The sequence below is a fragment of the Rhodococcus sp. RCBS9 genome, assembly GCF_029457415.1.
Taxonomy (GTDB): domain Bacteria; phylum Actinomycetota; class Actinomycetes; order Mycobacteriales; family Mycobacteriaceae; genus Rhodococcus_F; species Rhodococcus_F qingshengii.
Map to the genome: position 1 here is coordinate 5,883,748 of NZ_CP120422.1, position 16,903 is coordinate 5,900,650.

General features: G+C 63.1%; 16 protein-coding genes. 4 read left to right on the forward strand and 12 right to left on the reverse strand.

The window, feature by feature from the left end; genetic code table 11:
• Positions 1–17 precede the first annotated feature (17 nt).
• Positions 18–443 carry a PPOX class F420-dependent oxidoreductase gene (locus tag P0M12_RS27510; protein WP_277377134.1) on the forward strand — a complete coding sequence of 142 codons (426 nt, stop codon included), beginning with the start codon at positions 18–20 and terminating at the stop codon, positions 441–443.
• Here the strand turns inward: P0M12_RS27510 and P0M12_RS27515 are convergent, their stop codons facing one another.
• Positions 444–1,580: a Xaa-Pro peptidase family protein gene (locus P0M12_RS27515; protein ID WP_277377135.1), complete on the reverse strand. Its 1,137-nt coding sequence runs from the start codon at positions 1,578–1,580 to the stop codon at positions 444–446. It abuts the gene before it with no gap.
• A 37-nt stretch (positions 1,581–1,617) separates the two neighbouring features.
• On the opposite strand from P0M12_RS27515, the gene P0M12_RS27520 reads away from it, so the two are divergent.
• On the forward strand, positions 1,618–2,583 hold the full coding sequence (locus P0M12_RS27520) for a 5'-3' exonuclease (protein WP_003944862.1): 966 nt from the start codon (positions 1,618–1,620) through the stop codon (positions 2,581–2,583).
• A gap of 4 nt (positions 2,584–2,587) precedes the next feature.
• On the opposite strand, the gene P0M12_RS27525 is transcribed toward P0M12_RS27520, so the two are convergent.
• The 7 genes from P0M12_RS27525 to pafA form a co-directional block, all read right to left on the reverse strand.
• A complete protein-coding gene (locus P0M12_RS27525; protein ID WP_042919737.1) occupies positions 2,588–3,400 on the reverse strand; it encodes a DUF4333 domain-containing protein in 813 nt (270 codons plus the stop codon).
• A gap of 52 nt (positions 3,401–3,452) precedes the next feature.
• Complete coding sequence (locus tag P0M12_RS27530) at positions 3,453–6,164, reverse strand: RNA helicase (RefSeq protein WP_003944907.1); 2,712 nt, start codon at positions 6,162–6,164, stop codon at positions 3,453–3,455.
• A 48-nt stretch (positions 6,165–6,212) separates the two neighbouring features.
• Positions 6,213–7,241, reverse strand: coding sequence for a twin-arginine translocase subunit TatC (gene tatC / locus P0M12_RS27535; RefSeq protein ID WP_003945030.1), 1,029 nt, complete (start codon positions 7,239–7,241; stop codon positions 6,213–6,215).
• A gap of 73 nt (positions 7,242–7,314) precedes the next feature.
• The gene (tatA, locus tag P0M12_RS27540) at positions 7,315–7,590 is read right to left on the reverse strand and encodes a Sec-independent protein translocase subunit TatA (RefSeq protein ID WP_003944836.1); all 276 of its coding nucleotides are present in this window, start codon (positions 7,588–7,590) and stop codon (positions 7,315–7,317) included.
• A 134-nt stretch (positions 7,591–7,724) separates the two neighbouring features.
• A complete protein-coding gene (locus tag P0M12_RS27545) occupies positions 7,725–8,702 on the reverse strand; it encodes a YafY family protein (protein ID WP_030536343.1) in 978 nt (325 codons plus the stop codon).
• Positions 8,702–9,712 carry a YafY family protein gene (locus P0M12_RS27550; protein ID WP_003944939.1) on the reverse strand — a complete coding sequence of 337 codons (1,011 nt, stop codon included), beginning with the start codon at positions 9,710–9,712 and terminating at the stop codon, positions 8,702–8,704. Before P0M12_RS27550 ends, P0M12_RS27545 begins: the two co-directional genes overlap by 1 nt.
• A gap of 110 nt (positions 9,713–9,822) precedes the next feature.
• A complete protein-coding gene (gene pafA / locus P0M12_RS27555; protein WP_007729869.1) occupies positions 9,823–11,181 on the reverse strand; it encodes a Pup--protein ligase in 1,359 nt (452 codons plus the stop codon).
• Positions 11,182–11,280: 99 nt separating this feature from the next.
• On the opposite strand from pafA, the gene P0M12_RS27560 reads away from it, so the two are divergent.
• Positions 11,281–12,744 (forward strand): phosphatase PAP2 family protein, encoded by a 1,464-nt coding sequence (locus P0M12_RS27560; protein WP_003944928.1) that lies wholly within the window; start codon positions 11,281–11,283, stop codon positions 12,742–12,744.
• A 37-nt stretch (positions 12,745–12,781) separates the two neighbouring features.
• On the opposite strand, the gene prcA is transcribed toward P0M12_RS27560, so the two are convergent.
• The 4 genes from prcA to dop all read right to left on the reverse strand — a co-directional run bounded on the left by prcA (position 12,782) and on the right by dop (position 16,263).
• Positions 12,782–13,549, reverse strand: coding sequence for a proteasome subunit alpha (prcA, locus tag P0M12_RS27565; protein ID WP_003945006.1), 768 nt, complete (start codon positions 13,547–13,549; stop codon positions 12,782–12,784).
• Positions 13,546–14,424, reverse strand: a complete 879-nt coding sequence (prcB, locus tag P0M12_RS27570; RefSeq protein WP_054187394.1) for a proteasome subunit beta — start codon at positions 14,422–14,424, stop codon at positions 13,546–13,548. The genes prcA and prcB overlap by 4 nt, the downstream gene beginning before the upstream one ends.
• Positions 14,421–14,615 (reverse strand): ubiquitin-like protein Pup, encoded by a 195-nt coding sequence (locus tag P0M12_RS27575; RefSeq protein WP_003944925.1) that lies wholly within the window; start codon positions 14,613–14,615, stop codon positions 14,421–14,423. The genes prcB and P0M12_RS27575 overlap by 4 nt, the downstream gene beginning before the upstream one ends.
• A gap of 148 nt (positions 14,616–14,763) precedes the next feature.
• Positions 14,764–16,263, reverse strand: a complete 1,500-nt coding sequence (gene dop / locus P0M12_RS27580; RefSeq protein ID WP_003944852.1) for a depupylase/deamidase Dop — start codon at positions 16,261–16,263, stop codon at positions 14,764–14,766.
• 58 nt (positions 16,264–16,321) lie between these two features.
• Between dop and P0M12_RS27585 the strand changes: the two genes are divergently transcribed.
• A complete protein-coding gene (locus tag P0M12_RS27585) occupies positions 16,322–16,879 on the forward strand; it encodes an NUDIX domain-containing protein (protein ID WP_116056719.1) in 558 nt (185 codons plus the stop codon).
• Positions 16,880–16,903 lie beyond the last annotated feature (24 nt).

Genomic DNA, 16,903 nt, shown 5'->3' on the forward strand with positions numbered 1-16,903 from the left:
TGGATTACCGTCGTGGCATGACGCTCACCCCCTCCACCAAGCCATCGTCACAGCAGACTCTCACCGAAGACGGGCTGAAGTTCGTCGGTGAATACCACCTCGCGACACTCACGACGTTGCGTCCGAACGGCACCCCACACGTCGTTGCCGTCGGGTTCACCTGGGACCAGGAAGCCGGAAAGGCGCGCGTGATCACCAGCGGTGGCTCACAGAAGGCGATCAACGCAGCGCGTGGCGGATACGCCGCCGTCAGTTCGGTCGACGGTGGCCGCTGGCTCACGCTCGAGGGGCCGGCACGCGTGCTCACCGACGCGGACTCCGTGGCCGACGCCGTTCGGCGCTATGCCGAGCGGTACCGCCAGCCACGGGTCAATCCCGCGCGCGTGGTCATCGAAATCGACGTCACACGCATACTCGGGTCCGCTGCATTCAAGGAAAGCTGATCAGTCGAGGACAGTCAGGCCGTGCGGACGGTTGTTGAACGACTCGCAACCGTCCGCGGTCACGACGACGATGTCCTCGATACGGGCACCCCAACTGCCGCGGAAGTAGATTCCCGGTTCGATGCTGAAGGCCATACCTTCGACGAGTTCGATGGTGTTGCCCTCGACGATGTACGGCTCCTCGTGTACGGACAGCCCGATACCGTGACCGGTGCGGTGAACGAATACCTCTGCAAGCCCTTGTGCGGCAAGCACTTCGCGAGCTGCAACGTCCACGGATTCTGCGGAGATTCCTGGCCGCACCGAATCGACCGCAGCCTGCTGCGCCGCCTCGAGTACCGCGAACTGTGCGGCAACCTCCGCGGACGGCTGCCCCATGCTGTACGTGCGAGTGGAGTCCGAGTTGTATCCGGGCTCGACCGGTCCGCCGATGTCGATGACCACGATATCGCCGCTCTCGATCACCCGGTCCGAAACCTCGTGATGCGGATCGGCGCCGTGCGGGCCCGAACCGACAATCACGAACGCGGCCTCGGTGTGCCCCTCTTCGAGAATCGCCGCCGAAATCGCTTCGCCTACTTCAGCTTCCGTACGTCCGACGGCCAAGAACTCGGCCATGCGGGCGTGAACACGGTCGATGGCCGCACCGGCTCGCCGCAACGCCTCGATCTCGGCGCCGTCCTTGACCATCCGCAATTCGCGCAAGACGCCGGTGGCGAGAATCGGCAACGCGCCCAAGGTGTCTGCGAGCGGGATCAGATGCAGCGCAGGCATCGCATCCGTCACCGCCACCTTCGCGCCGGTCGGGAGTTGCGCCGCCACAATCGCATACGGGTCGACACCGTCGACCCAGTCGAGGACGGTCAACCCGAGATCGCCCACTGCCGATTCCTTCAGCGACGCCAACTCCAACCGAGGAAGTACGACGGATGCCTTCGCCGTGTCCGCGGCGATGACCAACGCGGTCAAGCGCTCGAACGAGTCAGCCCGAGAACCCGTCAGGTACCGCAGATCCGGACCGGGAGTCACCACCAGACCGTCGAGACCTGCTGATCGAGCCAACTCGGCGGCACGAGCGATACGTGCGCCGTACACGGCGCTGGAGAATCGGGAATCCTGTTCGGCTGGAGACGTCATGGCTTACAGGTTAGTGCCGACTGGCAGGATGGTGACCATGAGTGGGCCATTGCTTCTCCTCGACGGTGCCAGCCTGTGGTTTCGTGCGTTCTACGCACTGCCCGAGTCATTCGTCGACCCCGACGGCAGACCTGTCAATGCGGTGCGCGGATTCACCGACATGGTTGCTTCCCTGATCACCAAACACCAGCCGAGTCGTCTCGCGGTGTGCCTGGACTTGGACTGGCGACCGCAGTTCCGCGTCGACGCCGTTCCGACGTACAAAGCACATCGCGTCGAGGAAGGCTCTGACGGTGCGTCCGAAGAAGTTCCGGACACGTTGACGCCTCAGGTCGACATGATCATGGACGTGCTCGCTGCAGCGGGTATCGCGACGGCGGGTGCAGTCGGACTCGAAGCCGACGACGTACTGGGAACGCTTGCCGCCACCGAGCGCGAAGATCTCACCGTCGTCGTCAGTGGTGACCGAGACCTACTGCAGGTCGTCACAGACGAGTACGTGCCCGTCCGTGTCCTGTACGTGGGCCGTGGCCTGTCCAAGGCGGAACTCTTCGGACCGGTCGAGGTTGCGGAGAAATACGGAGTACCCGGTGACCGTGCGGGCGAGGCTTACGCCGAACTCGCGGTACTGCGCGGAGACGCCTCCGACGGTCTACCCGGCATCAAAGGTGTCGGTGAGAAGACTGCGTCGACACTGATGCTCCGTTACGGCTCGTTGGCCGGACTTCGGGCGGCCGCTGCTGATCCTGAATCGGATATGGCCAAGGGGATTCGCGCAAAACTGACCTCACCTGAGGCAATGGCTTACCTTGATGCTGCGTTGCCGGTCGTACGAGTGGTTCGCGACGCGGACGTTCAGTTCTCGAAGGACGACCGACTCCCGGCGACCCCCGTCGATCCCGCACGCCTCGAGGAAGTGGCGGCCTCGCTGAACATCGAGCGCTCGGCCGGCCGGCTTGCCGCCGCGCTCGAGGCTGCGGCGGCAGGCCGTTCCGACCAATAGGGCGTCAGCTCGGGCGGCTGACCTCGTACGTGCCGTTGTCGTCGACAAACGTCACGGTCACGTTCGACTTCACACCCGCGATCGAAAGCGTGCAGGTGAACTTGTTGCCTGACTTGACTTCCTGGTCCGCGGGGCACTGAACGTTGCTCACGTTCTTCGCCCCGTAGGACTCGGTGACGATCTTCTCGACGCCGGCCTGAGCCGCGCTCTGATCGAGTGTGTTCTTGCCGAAGACTCCGAACACCAGGGCCACCACGACAGCGGCAAGAACGACGAGAACGCCGATCGCACCGAAGATCAGGGGCTTCTTCGACTTACCCGACTGGTTTCCGGGCGCACCGGGACTCGGGAACGGCTGAGCCTGGTTCCACTGGTTCTGCTGTCCCGGAGTCTGCCCGGGGGCCGTGGCGCCCCACGCCTGCTGCGGTGCGGCAGCCGGAGGCTGACCCCACGCCTGGGTTGCGTCAGGTGACTGCTGTTGCCCGGGCTGACCCCACGGCTGTGCGGGAGGTTGTTGCTGGGGTTGTCCCCACGGCTGTTGCTGGCCGGGTTGTCCTTGTCCAGGTTGCTGCGGCTGACCGTACGCAGGCTGACCACCCGGCTGGCCGTAGGCAGGTTGTCCCCACGGCTGTTGCTGACCGGGCTGCGGTGTTTGACCAGGCTGACCCCACGGCTGTTGCTGGCCGGGCTGCTGACCAGGCTGCTGTTGTCCGCCCGGCTGCTGAGGATTCTGCCCCCACTGCTGCTCGTTCGGCTGCTGCTGATCACCAGGACCCCATTGCCGATTCGGATCGTTCGGTCCGTAAGGCCCGCTCATGTTCGCCTCCCACTCGAAATACCAGTCTGCGAATCAAACCACATAGTTGCGGTCATGCTGCGTCGACAGCAACTACCCCGCGACGAATTGCAGCTACCGCCCGCGCCGCAGTCTTCGCGACGTCGGCATCCGTCGAAGTCAGGCGGACCTGATCGAGGAGATCGATCACCTGACGACACCAACGTACAAAGTCACCCGCAGACAGCGCACGACCCTGCACTCCAGCCGCGATCAGTGCGTCGACAAGCGAGTTCTCGCTCGCCCAGTGATAAACGGCAGTGACGAATCCGAGATCCGGTTCCCGCGTCGGCGGCAGCTTGTGGCGAATCTCGTCCGACCGCAGTTCGCTCCACAATCGTTGAGTGTCGTTGAGGGCGTGACGAAGCGCCGCTGTCGGCACCCGATCCACGGTGTCCCCGTCCCGACGTGATTCGTAGACCACCGAGGACACGACGGCCGCCAGCTCGGCCGGGCTGAGACCTGTCCACGCCCCCGTCCGCAGGCATTCGGCGACCAGAAGGTCGCTTTCCGAGTAGATGCGGCTGAGTCGTCGTCCGGATTCGGTGACTTCGGGCGCTGCTTCGGCAGTCATGTACTCACGCTCTTTGAGTAGCGCAATGATGCGGTCGAACGTCCGCGCCAACGAGTTGGTGGTGGCCGCAGCCTTTTCCCTCATCGACTGCGTTTCCCTGGCCAGCCGGTTGTAGCGCTCACCGATCCGGCTCAGATGTTCACGATCGGGCCAGCTGTGGCACGGATGCGAGCGAATAGCACGTCGCAAAGTAGCGACCTCGGCATCTTCGGACGCGCCGGCCTTGTGGCGCTTCTTTCGCCGGGGGGCACTGATCCCGGTACTACGCAACGCCGAGGCCAGATCGCGCCGGATCCGGGCGGTGTGGTGATCGACATGCTTGGGCAGTCGCATCTTTCCCAGAACGTCGGCTGCTTCCGGGAAATCACCCGAGGAGAGTCGGCCGGCCCACTGATCGGCCGTCAGAACCAGCGGACGCGGGTCCTTCGGATCGTTGTCCGGGACGAGGACCACTGCCACCCCGGAATGACGACCGATGGGAATTGCGATCACGTCACCGCGGGCGAGTGCACGAAGGGACTCCACCGCATCTCCGCGTCGGTCTTCGCGGCCCTTACGTTCGAGCGCGCGCTCGCGCGCACTGAGCCGCTCACGCAACGACGCGTATTCGAAGTATTCGCCGTCCGCACCGCCGAGTTTCTCCTGCAAACCCTTCAGTGCTTCTTCGTTCCGCTCGATGCCACGCACCAGGCCGACCACCGAGCGATCCGCTTGGAACTGCGCGAAGGAACGTTCGAGCAGCTTCCGTGAATCCGCCGCGCCCATGCGCTCGACGAGATTGATCGACATGTTGTACGAGGGGCGGAACGAACTGCGGAGCGGGAACGTCCGTGTCGACGCCAAACCGGCGACATCCGTCGGCTCGACCCCGGGCTGCCACAGGACCACAGCGTGGCCTTCGACGTCGATGCCGCGTCGGCCGGCCCGACCCGTCAGCTGCGTGTACTCCCCCGGCGTCAGTTCGGCGTGCGATTCACCGTTGTACTTGACCAGACGTTCGAGCACCACCGTGCGTGCCGGCATGTTGATGCCGAGGGCCAGCGTCTCGGTCGCGAAGACCGCCCGCACGAGCCCCTTGACGAACAGTTCCTCGACTGTCTGGCGGAATGCCGGCAGCATGCCGGCATGGTGAGATGCCAGTCCGCGTCGTAGTGCCTTGCACCAGTCCCGATATCCGAGAACTTCGAGATCCTCTTCGGGTAGTTCCCCGGTGTGTTTCTCGATGATGGTGTCGATCTCGCGGACCTGCTCCGGCGAAGTGAGATCCAGTCTGGACCGCAGGCACTGTGCAAGAGCCGCATCACAACCGGCGCGGCTGAAGATGAAAGTGATGGCCGGGAGCAGTCCGGACTGATCGAGCTGAGCGATGACGTCAGGTCGTGGCAAGGGCCGGAAATCGTTGGAACTCTGGTAGCTGCCGCGTCGTCCGCGGCCACGCGGCTGCCAGCTCTCGACGCGTTCGAGAGCCTGACGCTGCTTGACGTGGCGAACCAGATCCTGGTCGACGAGCACGGTCTTCGGCCCGGCAGCAGGATGACTACGACTGTCGAAGAGATCGAAGATTCGCCTACCGACCATGATGTGCTGCCACAGCGGGATCGGCCGAGTCTCGTCCACGACCACAGTGGTGTCGCCGCGGACGGTTTCCATCCAGGCACCGAATTCTTCGGCATTGCTCACGGTCGCCGACAAACTCACCAGGCGTACGTCCTCGGACAGGTGCAGGATCACTTCCTCCCACACCGCCCCACGGAACCGGTCGGCCAGGTAATGCACTTCGTCCATGACGACGTGCGAAAGCCCGCGCAGTGCCTCGGAGTTGGCGTAGAGCATGTTCCGCAGGACTTCGGTGGTCATGACGACCACCGGTGCGTCAGAGTTGATACTCGAATCACCCGTCAGCAGACCGACTTCGCCGGGGCCGTACCGCTCGACGAGTTCGGCGTACTTCTGATTGCTCAACGCTTTGATCGGCGTCGTGTAGAAACACTTGCGGCCCGCCGCCAGAGCCAGATGGACAGCGAACTCGCCGACCACGGTCTTGCCTGCACCGGTCGGCGCGCAGACAAGGACGCCGTGGCCCGCTTCGAGCGCAACGCATGCCTTCACCTGGAATGGATCGAGTTCGAACTTCAGGCTGGACGCGAACGTGCTCAGTTCACTCTTGTTCATAACCACCTCGTCAGGGTTTCACACGCCGCCGACGTGGTGGCACGGCGCTCAGAGAGTGTCAGTGAAATCCTGGCCGGGCGCGTTGTCGCCGGCGGTGTCGGATTTCTCCGCGACCGGAGCCTTGGACTTGGACTTACGTCCGAACAATCCACTCGATTCGGCCTTGGGTTTGGTCGGATTGTCGAAAGCCTCGTTCAGATCGGACGGAGCCGAGATGGAGGAAGCTTCCTCGTCGGACAGTGCGCCCCAGTCTTCACCGGCTCGCTTGGCCTTACGTTTGTCGTTGAGGCGAGCGATCTGGACCGCGACCTCGAAGAGAAGCGTCAGAGCCAGCGCGAGCGCCAACATCGAGAACGGATCCGACCCTGGCGTGGCAACTGCAGCGAATACGAAGAGCCCGAAGATCAATCCTCGACGCCAGGCCTTCAAACGCTCGTACGTCAGAATGCCGGCAAAGTTCAACACGACGACGAGCAGTGGGATTTCGAAGCTGACGCCGAAGATGAGCAGCAGATTGATGATGAAGCCGAAGTACTCCGAACCACTGAGCGCGGTGATCTGGACGTTGTCACCAATGGTCAGGAGGAAGTGCAAAGCCTTCGCCACGACGAGGTACGCCAGGATTGCGCCGAGAATGAAGAGAGCGGCACCTGCGGTGACGAATCCGACCGCGTAGCGACGCTCTTTGGCGTAGAGGCCCGGGGTGATGAATGCCCACAATTGGTAAAGCCACACCGGGCAGGCAAGAACGATGCCGGCGGTGAGCGCCACTTTGAATCGCAGCATGAACTGCTCGAACGGCCCGGTCGCCAGCAATCGGCACGCGTCGTCGGTGCTGAGGTTGGCGCGACTCTCGGACGGAAGCTCACAGTACGGTCCGCGAAGCAGATCGCCCAGACTTTCGAGACCGAGTATCGAGTGTGAATACCAGAAGAAGCCGAATGCCGTGGTGATGATCACGCCGAGGAATGCGAACAACAAACGAGTCCGCAATTCGTACAGGTGGTCGACCAACGACATGGTGCCGTCTGGGTTGACCTTCCGCTTGCGGTTACGCGGGTCTAACGGAATACGCACTGTGCATCCTGGTCTTGGTCAGCAGACAACCGGGGTGAACGAATATTTCACCCCGGCTAGAACGCAGTGTGTACTAGAGCGGCTTGACTTCGGTCGGCTGCGCAACAGGTGCTGCTGCACCGTTTGCGACCACCGCGGTGTTGGCCGTCGGCAACTGTGCCGGAGCAGGCTGTGCGACCGGCGCGCTTGCGGGCGCCGCATCGTCGTTCTGCATTTCCTTGACTTCGCTCTTGAAGATGCGGAGGGAACGACCCAGACCGCGTGCTGCATCGGGAAGCTTCTTCGACCCGAACAGAATTACGACGACAACAGCGACAATCAGCCAATGCATCGGCTGCATTGCACCCATAACGACCTCCCATGATCAGATTCCTCGATGCTACCGGACACAACCGGCGCTCGGAGGTGCCAAGGCACTTACTTCAGCTACCTTTTACCTGTTTGTTTCCTGCGAACTCACTGAACGTGAAGTTTCCCGAAGTTTTACGAACCGATTACGTCATAGGCGTCGAGCGCCGCAACGGCTCGATCATGGACTTCGGAGACCAGTTCCGGCGGATGAAGGACCCGAACGCCCTCACCGAATCCCAACACCAGCCTTGCCATCCATTCAAGTGTTCCGAAACTCATCGTCGCCTCGACCGACCCGTCGTCGTTCACGTGCTCGACGTCCAACGGGTAGTAGTCGAGCATCCACACCCACTCTTTGGTGATGAACAACCGCGCTTCCGGAAGGGAACCGTCGCCGCTGAACAATTCGAGATTCGAATCCTCCTCGAGGGCCTGCGGCGGCGGGTCGGCGGGCTCGTCGAGTTGGACGGCGGCGTCGATCCGATCGAATCTGAACAACCGCACTCCCTCGGCTTGACGGCACCACGCCTGGAGGTAGCTGTAGTTGTCGACCAACACGATACGAACGGGGTCGACGATGCGCTCGGAGACCGCGTCGCGCGAGGCGGAGTAATACGTCAATCGCAGGGCGGTCTTGTCTGCGAGCGCGGCTCTGACCGTCGCTGCTATCGGGTCTTCGGCGATGTCCGGCGCCGGCGATGTGTCCCGGTCCTGACCGATGGCTCGTGCCGCGGCCGAGCCTGCTGCGTCCTCGATCTTCGCGATGGCACGCTGCGCCGAGGACGGATCGACCATGCCGGGCATTTCCACCAAGGACCGCAGGGCGATCAGCAACGCCGTCGCCTCCGTCGAGGTGAGGCGCAACGGGCGATCGATCCCGGCCGAGAACGTGACCTCGATACTTTCCTCGGAGAAGGACAGGTCGATGAGATCACCGGGACCGTAACCGGGCAGTCCGCACACCCACAGTTGATTGAGGTCGGTCATCAGTTGAGTGGTGCTGACACCGAGCTCCTCGGCGGCCTCGGCGGGACTGATGCCAGGATTTGCGATGAAGTACGGCACGAGGTTGAGCAGCCGTGCCAACCGCGACGACAGTCGATTGCTCATCAGTGGTCCCCCTGTCCATTGCCGGTGATCGGGCTCGCCGCGGCGGCGCGCAGCTTCGCGACGACCTCAGCACGCAAATCCGGTGGGTCCAGCACCAATGCGTCCAACCCGTGACCGGCGATCAACCGAGCGGTCCATTCCCAGGATCGGACGGGGATGGCCAGCACGCTGCCGTCGCGATCGGTCAACCGCCGTTCGGACGACGACGTCGCAAGCCGCCGAAGCTCATGGGCGCGGCCGTCTGCGACCCACACCGTAGCCGTCCCGGTCACGACGCCCGAACCGGTCACGCGATCGACGACCTCGCGAAGGTCGACACCTTCAGGTTTGTGAACCGAACCGGCCGGGCCGAACTCCCTGACGTCGTCACCGATCCGTGAGAGCCGGAAGGTCCTCACCGCATCACGGTCGACGTCGTGCCCGACCAGGTACCACTTGCCGTTGTGCGTGACGACGCCCCACGGCTCGACGGTGCGCTCGGTGAACGGTTCGTTCAATGCGCCGCGGTGCTGAAAATGAACTGCTCGGCCGGCGTCGACCGCTGCAAGAAGCTTGCCGAGCGCGGGCTCCGAACCGCGGGTGCGCGCGGGAATCGCGGTGACCGGGGCGGCACTGACTTCTGAGTCGACCTGGACGCCGGCCGCTCGGAGTTTGAGTAGTGCACTCTGGGCTGCCGAAATCAGTTCCGGCGACTCCCACAACTGCACCGCGACGGCGACTGCAGCAGATTCCTCGCTGGTGAGGTCCACGTCCGGAAGCTCGTAGGCATTGCGATTGATCCGATACCCCTCGACGGTCGAGAACCGTCCTGCCAGACCGGTTTCCAACGGGACACCCAGGTCGCGAAGTTCGTTCTTGTCGCGCTCGAACATCCGACTGAACGCTTCGTAGTTCGCGGAATCGTTGTACCCGGCCACACTGTCACGGATTTTCTCCGCCGTGAGGAACTGTCTGGTGGACAGCAACGCGATCACCAGGTTCATCAACCGCTCGATTTTTGATGTCGCCACGCCGAAATCCTAGTGGCTATCCGATAACCGAACGCGCGCCGGACACTTTCGTGCCCGGCGCGTCGCCGCAAAACAGACCTGCTGTGTTGTAAATCGTGAAATTGGGTGACCTACATCGAAGCGATCAAACGCTCGACACGCTCGTCGACGGAGCGGAACGGGTCCTTGCACAGCACCGTTCTCTGTGCCTGATCGTTGAGCTTGAGGTGAACCCAGTCGACTGTGAAGTCCCGGCCTGCTGCCTGGGCGGCGGTGATGAAGTCGCCCCGCAATTTGGCGCGCGTGGTCTGCGGCGGATTCTCGACGGCGTCGTCGATCGTCTCGTCCTCGGTGACCCGCTTGACCAAGCCCTTGCGCTGGAGAACGTCGAAGACGCCCCGGCCGCGTTTGATGTCGTGGTAAGCCAAGTCGAGCTGCGCGATCTTGGGATCGGACAGGTCGAAACCGTGACGGTCCTGGTAGCGCTGGAACAGCTTGCGCTTGATGACCCAGTCGATCTCCGTGTCGACCTTCGCAAAATCCTGAGCTTCGACGGCATCGAGGGTGCGACCCCACAGGTCGACTACCTGCTCCACCTGCGGGTCCGGTTCGCGGTTACGCAGATGTTCGACTGCCTTGGCGTGGTATTCGCGTTGAATATCGAGGGCACTGGCCTGACGTCCACCAGCAAGGCGAACCGGCTTTTTACCGGTCACGTCGTGACTGACCTCGCGGATGGCACGAATCGGGTTGTCCAGCGCGAAATCGCGGAACGACACCCCGGCTTCGATCATCTCGAGCACCAGTGCGGCAGAACCGACCTTGAGCATCGTCGTCGTTTCGGCCATGTTCGAATCGCCGACGATCACGTGCAGGCGGCGGTACTTCTCGGCGTCCGCGTGCGGTTCGTCGCGGGTGTTGATGATCGGACGCGAGCGAGTGGTAGCCGACGAGACGCCCTCCCAGATGTGTTCCGCGCGCTGCGAGAGGCAGAACGTCGCGGCCTTCGGAGTCTGCAGTACCTTTCCGGCGCCGCAGATCAACTGGCGCGTGACGAGGAACGGCAACAAGACATCCGAAATGCGGGAGAACTCACCGGCGCGCGCGACGAGAAAGTTCTCGTGGCAGCCGTACGAGTTTCCGGCCGAGTCGGTGTTGTTCTTGAAGAGATAGATGTCGCCACCAATACCCTCCTCGGCGAGTCTCGCCTCGGCGTCGATCAGCAGTTCTTCGAGCACACGCTCACCGGCACGGTCGTGATTGACCAGCTGGATGAGGCTGTCGCACTCGGCCGTCGCGTACTCCGGGTGCGAACCCACATCCAGGTACAAGCGAGCTCCGTTACGGAGGAAGACGTTGGAGCTGCGACCCCACGACACGACACGACGGAAGAGGTAACGAGCAACCTCGTCGGGGCTCAGTCTCCTGTGCCCGTGAAAGGTGCAGGTAACGCCGAATTCCGTCTCGATACCCATGATTCGTCTCTGCACACTTCGACAGTACAACCAGAATGCGAGGTTCACCCGTGTACTTCGATCGCGTCGTAAGTCACGACTCGACAACGTCGGGCGGCAGCATAGTGTGACGGTGTGAGCCTTATTCGCCGAAAAGTTGTCCGAAGCGACGTCAAAGTCATGGAAAGCACTGGAGCACTGCGCCCTTCCGTGCTCGACCCGACCATGCGGTTTCTCTCCAGAGCCGCCGATCACGGCGTTTTGTGGATGGTTGTCGCCGCCTTGCTCGCGATGATCGGCGGGCGGCCCCGTAGGGCAGCAGCACGCGGGCTGCTCGCACTGGCCGGTTCCAGCGCGCTGGCCAACGGCATACTCAAGCCCCTCTTTCCCCGCCGACGCCCACCGGCACGCGTCTGGCTGAGCCCGAAGCGAGGCGTCGACATTCCGACGTCGTCCTCGTTCCCCTCCGGACATTCGTCTTCGGCCGCGGCATTCACCGCGGCAGTGGCCATGGAGTCCCCGGTTGCTGGAGCTGCTCTGGCACCACTGGCCGCAGCAGTGGCGTACTCACGCGTTCACAACGGAGTCCACTGGCCGTCCGACGTCTTCGCAGGCCTCGCGGTCGGCGGTGCTATCGCTGCCGGCACGCGTCGTTGGTGGGCGGTACGCGACGAAGAACCCGCCGAACTCGGACCCGAGTGCGTGGTTCCCGCGCTCCCGCGCGGAGAAGGCTTGTTGGTCTTCACCAATCCTGGTTCAGGCTCCGAGGACGACGGGATCGTGGAATCGATTCGAGAACTACTACCGGAAGCGATCGTCTACGAGTTCGACGCGGACATCGACTTCGACATGCAGATCGATGCCAAGATCCCCGAGCTCTCGCCGAAAGCGTTGGGTGTATGCGGCGGCGACGGAACAGTGGTCACGGTCGCGACCGCGGCGACAAAGCATGAGCTACCACTTGCGGTTTTTCCCGGCGGAACATTGAACCATTTCGCCCGCGACGTCGGGGCGGTGAATGTCGAGGAGACCGCACAGGCAGTCGAGTCCGGTCAGGCGGCATTCGTCGACCACGCGGTGGTGCGCACGGATTCCGGAGTGACTGCACGGTTTCTCAACACAGCCAGCCTCGGTGGATACCCGGATGCTGTGCGCCTGAGGGAAAAATGGGAACCGCGTTTCGGTAAGTGGCCGGCCGCAGGAGCCGCGATGATCCGGGTTCTCGCAGCGGCGGAGCCGATGACGGTCACCATCGACGGGAAGCGGACCACAATCTGGATGCTGTTCGTCGGAAACGGGCGATACTCCCCCGCCGATCAGGTGCCGATGTCGCGTCCGGAGATGAACCGTGGACTACTCGACGTCCGCTATCTGCGCGCGGACAAGAAATTCTCGCGCTCACGTCTGCTGTTTGCGGCTGCCACAGGAACATTGGGCAGCTCGCGGGTCTACGTTCGCGAACTCGTCTCGTCGATGTCGGTTCGAGTCGCCGATTCACCGGTAGCCATCGCCACCGACGGTGAAGTGGTGGCAGACGCGCGCCGGTTCGATTTCGACACCGAACCGGGCGCGGTGGCCGTCTACCGAGTCACTCAGTAACTCCAGACCTGCAGTAACTCCCAGACCTACGGAGTATCTACGAGGGTGCGTCGCCGTTTGCCGGCGGCGCATCCTCGACTGCTGCCGGAGCTGGAAGCATCTCTTCCAAAACCGTTCCAGCGATCCGTTTGAACGCACGGCGTGGACGATTGCTGTCGAGTACGGCAACCTCGAGTGCACTCACATCGAGAGTTCGTGGTTCCGCCTCAGTGGTTCCGGCCGGTGCCGGGCCGCCCTTTTGGAGCGCCCCGACTGCAATCCGCACTGCGGATTCGAGGTCGAGGTCTCGCTGGTACGACTCGCGCATCGCCGTCACGATCGGTTCGGTCGTGCCGCCCATGACCACGAATTCCTGCTCGTCCGCGATGGATCCGTCGTACGTGATCCGGTAGAGCTGAGCCGGCGTACTGCTTCCGAAGCGACCGATCTCGGCAACACAGATCTCGACCTCGTACGGCTTGGGCTGCTCGGTGAAGATCGTTCCCAGGGTTTGTGCGTACGCATTGGCGAGCGAACGCCCGGTGACGTCCCGACGGTCGTACGAGTACCCACGCATGTCTGCGTGGACGATGCCCGCGCGGCGCAGATTCTCGAACTCGTTGTACTTGCCCACTGCCGCGAATCCGAGACGGTCGTACAGTTCGCTGACCTTGTGCAGAGCACGCGACGGGTTCTCGGCGACAAAGAGCACTCCGTCGCGGTAGGTGAGAACGACGACGCTGCGCCCGCGGGCAATTCCCTTGCGCGCCAATTCCGAACGATCGCGCATGATCTGTTCGGCTGATGCGTAGTACGGCATCGTCATAGCGCAGACTCCCCTTCCGGACTCGCGGTCGCCGTGCGAGCCGCGACGATCTCCCTGGCGATCTCGGCAGCCCTGGTGGGCGACAACTCCACAGCGCCGGCCGAGGTGATGGTGACCGCCGTCGGATAGATCCCTCGTGTCAGATCAGGACCACCGGTAGCCGAATCGTCATCTGCCGCGTCGTAGAGCGCCTCGACGGCGAACCGAAGCGCGGTGTCCTCGTCGATTCCCGGTGAATACAGCTTCTTGAGCGCCGATTTCGCGAACAGGGAGCCGGATCCGACTGCGTGATAGCCCGCGCGCTCCTCGTATCGCCCACCGACGACGTCGTAGGAGACGATGCGACCGGCGGTGGACGGATCGACCGCGTCCAGGTCGTAACCCACGAGCAGTGGCACAACCGCCAAACCTTGCATCGCTGCTCCGAGATTTCCTCGAACCATCGACGAAAGTCGATTGGCCTTGCCGTCGAACGTGAGTGGGACGCCTTCGATCTTCTCGTAATGTTCGAGCTCGACCGCGAAGAGCCGGACCAGTTCGATTGCGATCCCGGCCGTACCGGCAATACCCGCAGCCGAGTAGTCGTCCGTGACGTACACCTTCTGCACGTCACGGCTGGCGATGAGATTGCCCATCGTCGCTCGGCGATCACCCGCGAGCAGAACACCACCCGCATAGCTGATCGCGACGATGGTGGTGCCGTGCGGAGCTACGTCTCCCCCGCCCATGACAACACCTCCTGTGTCGGCGAAGCGGTTCTGCGGAAGATGCTCCGGTGCATGCACCCGAAGGTATTCCGAGAATGACGACAGATTCGAGCCGAAGCTCAACCGTGTGTCCCCGTCTGTGATCCGGGGCGCGCGATCCACCGTCACTGGCCGCCCTTCTGGACGTAGGCACGGACGAAGTCCTCGGCGTTCTCTTCCAACACGTCGTCGATCTCGTCGAGCAGGTCGTCGGTTTCTGCAGCGAGCTTCTCGCGACGTTCCTGGCCGGCACTGCCGTCGCCACCAGTGGTTTCGTCGTCTTCGCCGCCACCGGCACGCTGCGTCTGTTCTTGAGCCATCGCCGTCGACCTCCTTGTGTGAAGGGAGCTCTCGCGAGCATCCTGTTCGGCCCAGCAGAGTCGGTAACTGATCCCGCTCGGACCTTCACCCTACCGAGCGGCACCGTCAGGTGTGGAGAGACGCGACGGCGAGCCGCATCGGCTGATTTCAGTGAGTGAGCTGATCAACCAGTTCCGCGGCGCTGTCCACGGAGTCGAGCAACGCTCCGACGTGCGCTTTGGTACCTCGAAGCGGCTCGAGGGTGGGGATACGGATCAACGATTCACCGCCGAGATCGAAGATGACCGAATCCCAGCTCGCGGCCGCGATATCGGCCCCGAATCGGCGTAGGCACTCGCCCCGGAAGTATGCGCGAGTGTCGGTGGGAGGGTTCGTGACCGCGTCGAGAACCTGCTGTTCGGTGACAAGCCGCTCCATGGAGCCGCGAGCAACCAGGCGGTTGTACAGGCCCTTGTCGAGTCGCACGTCGGAGTACTGCAGATCCACCAGATGCAATCGCGGCGCCGACCACGCGAGTCCCTCACGATTGCGGAACCCTTCGAGCAGACGCAGTTTGGCCGGCCAGTCGAGGATGTTCGCGCACTCCATGGGATCGCGCTCGAGGAGATCGAGAACCATCGCCCACTTGGCGACGATATCGTCCGCTCGCGGATCACGATCGGTCTCACGGTCGAGGAACTTCGAGACACGTTCGAGGTAAATGCGTTGCAGCGCAAGCCCTGTCAGTTCACGTCCGTCGGCCAGCGCAACGGTCTTGCGCAGAGTGGGGTCGTGACTGATGTGGTGGACGGCCGTGACCGGACGCGCCAGTTGCAGATCGGTGAGGTCGACACCTGCCTCGATCAGGTCGAGTACCAGCGCCGTTGTTCCAACCTTGAGGTACGTCGACATCTCCGCGAGGTTCGCGTCACCGATGATGACGTGCAGGCGGCGATACTTGTCCGCATCCGCGTGCGGTTCGTCGCGGGTGTTGATGATTCCGCGCTTGAGAGTGGTCTCGAGGCCTACTTCGACCTCGATGTAGTCGGATCGCTGCGAAAGCTGGAATCCGGCCTCGTCGCCGGACTGACCGAGACCCACACGACCGGAACCGCAGATCACCTGCCGGGACGCGAAAAACGGCGTCAATCCGGTCACGATCGAGGCGAACGGGGTCTCACGTGAGCAGAGGTAGTTCTCGTGCGTGCCGTACGAGGCACCCTTGCCGTCGACGTTGTTCTTGTACAGCTGCAGCCGTGGCGCACCCGGCACGCTGGATGCGTGCCGCGCAGCCGCTTCCATGACGCGTTCGCCGGCCTTGTCCCAGATCACGGCGTCGAGCGGGTCGGCGACCTCGGGCGCCGAATACTCCGGATGGGCGTGATCGACGTACAACCGTGCCCCGTTGGTGAGAATCATGTTCGCGGCGCCGATCTCGTCCGCGTCGATCACCGGCGCGGGACCGCTCATTCGCCCCAGATCGAAGCCTCGGGCATCTCGCAGCGGAGATTCGACCTCGTAATCCCAGCGTGTGCGCTTGGCCCGTGGCACGCCCGCTGCGGCGGCGTAGGCAAGCACCGCCTGGGTTGAAGTGAGAATCGGATTCGCCGACGGCTCACTGGGTGAAGATATTCCGTATTCGACCTCGACACCGATGATCCGCTGCATGACACAAGAGCCTATGTGATTGCGGCGCGGCACCCACAGGCGTGGCACAGTTGGAGGAATGCACCAACCTCTCACCGCAGACCTGAATCCCGCGGACGAGGTAGTCGCGGTGTACGACCGGACGGGTAATCCGATCGGCCGAGCACCACGTTCGGTCGTCTACTCGGGTGGGCTCTGGCACGCGAGTGCGGGCGTCCTGGTTCGTACCGGGGACGGCTCCCGCATCTACGTCCATCGCCGAACCGACACGAAAGCGGTGTTCGGGGGCTATCACGACTGTCTTGCCGGAGGTGTCGTCGATCCAGGTGAGACGCCGCAGGAAACTGCGATCCGTGAAGTCGGTGAAGAACTCGGAATCTTCGCAACGGCAGACCAGCCACTCCGACTGACGGAGATCGCTCGAAAATCCTGGGACGGCGAGTGGAACAACTCTCCGTTGCGCTGTCACCTGTTTGCGTTCGAACTCAGATACGACGGGCCGATGGCACATCAGCCCAGCGAGATCGCCGAAGGTTGGTGGTGGACGCCGAAAGAACTCGGCGCCCACCTGCAGGACCCGTCGTGGCCGTTCGTTCCGGACTCACGCGCGCTGCTGGCCGACTATTGCTGGAGCTGAACACCGCTGGGACTGAACACCGCT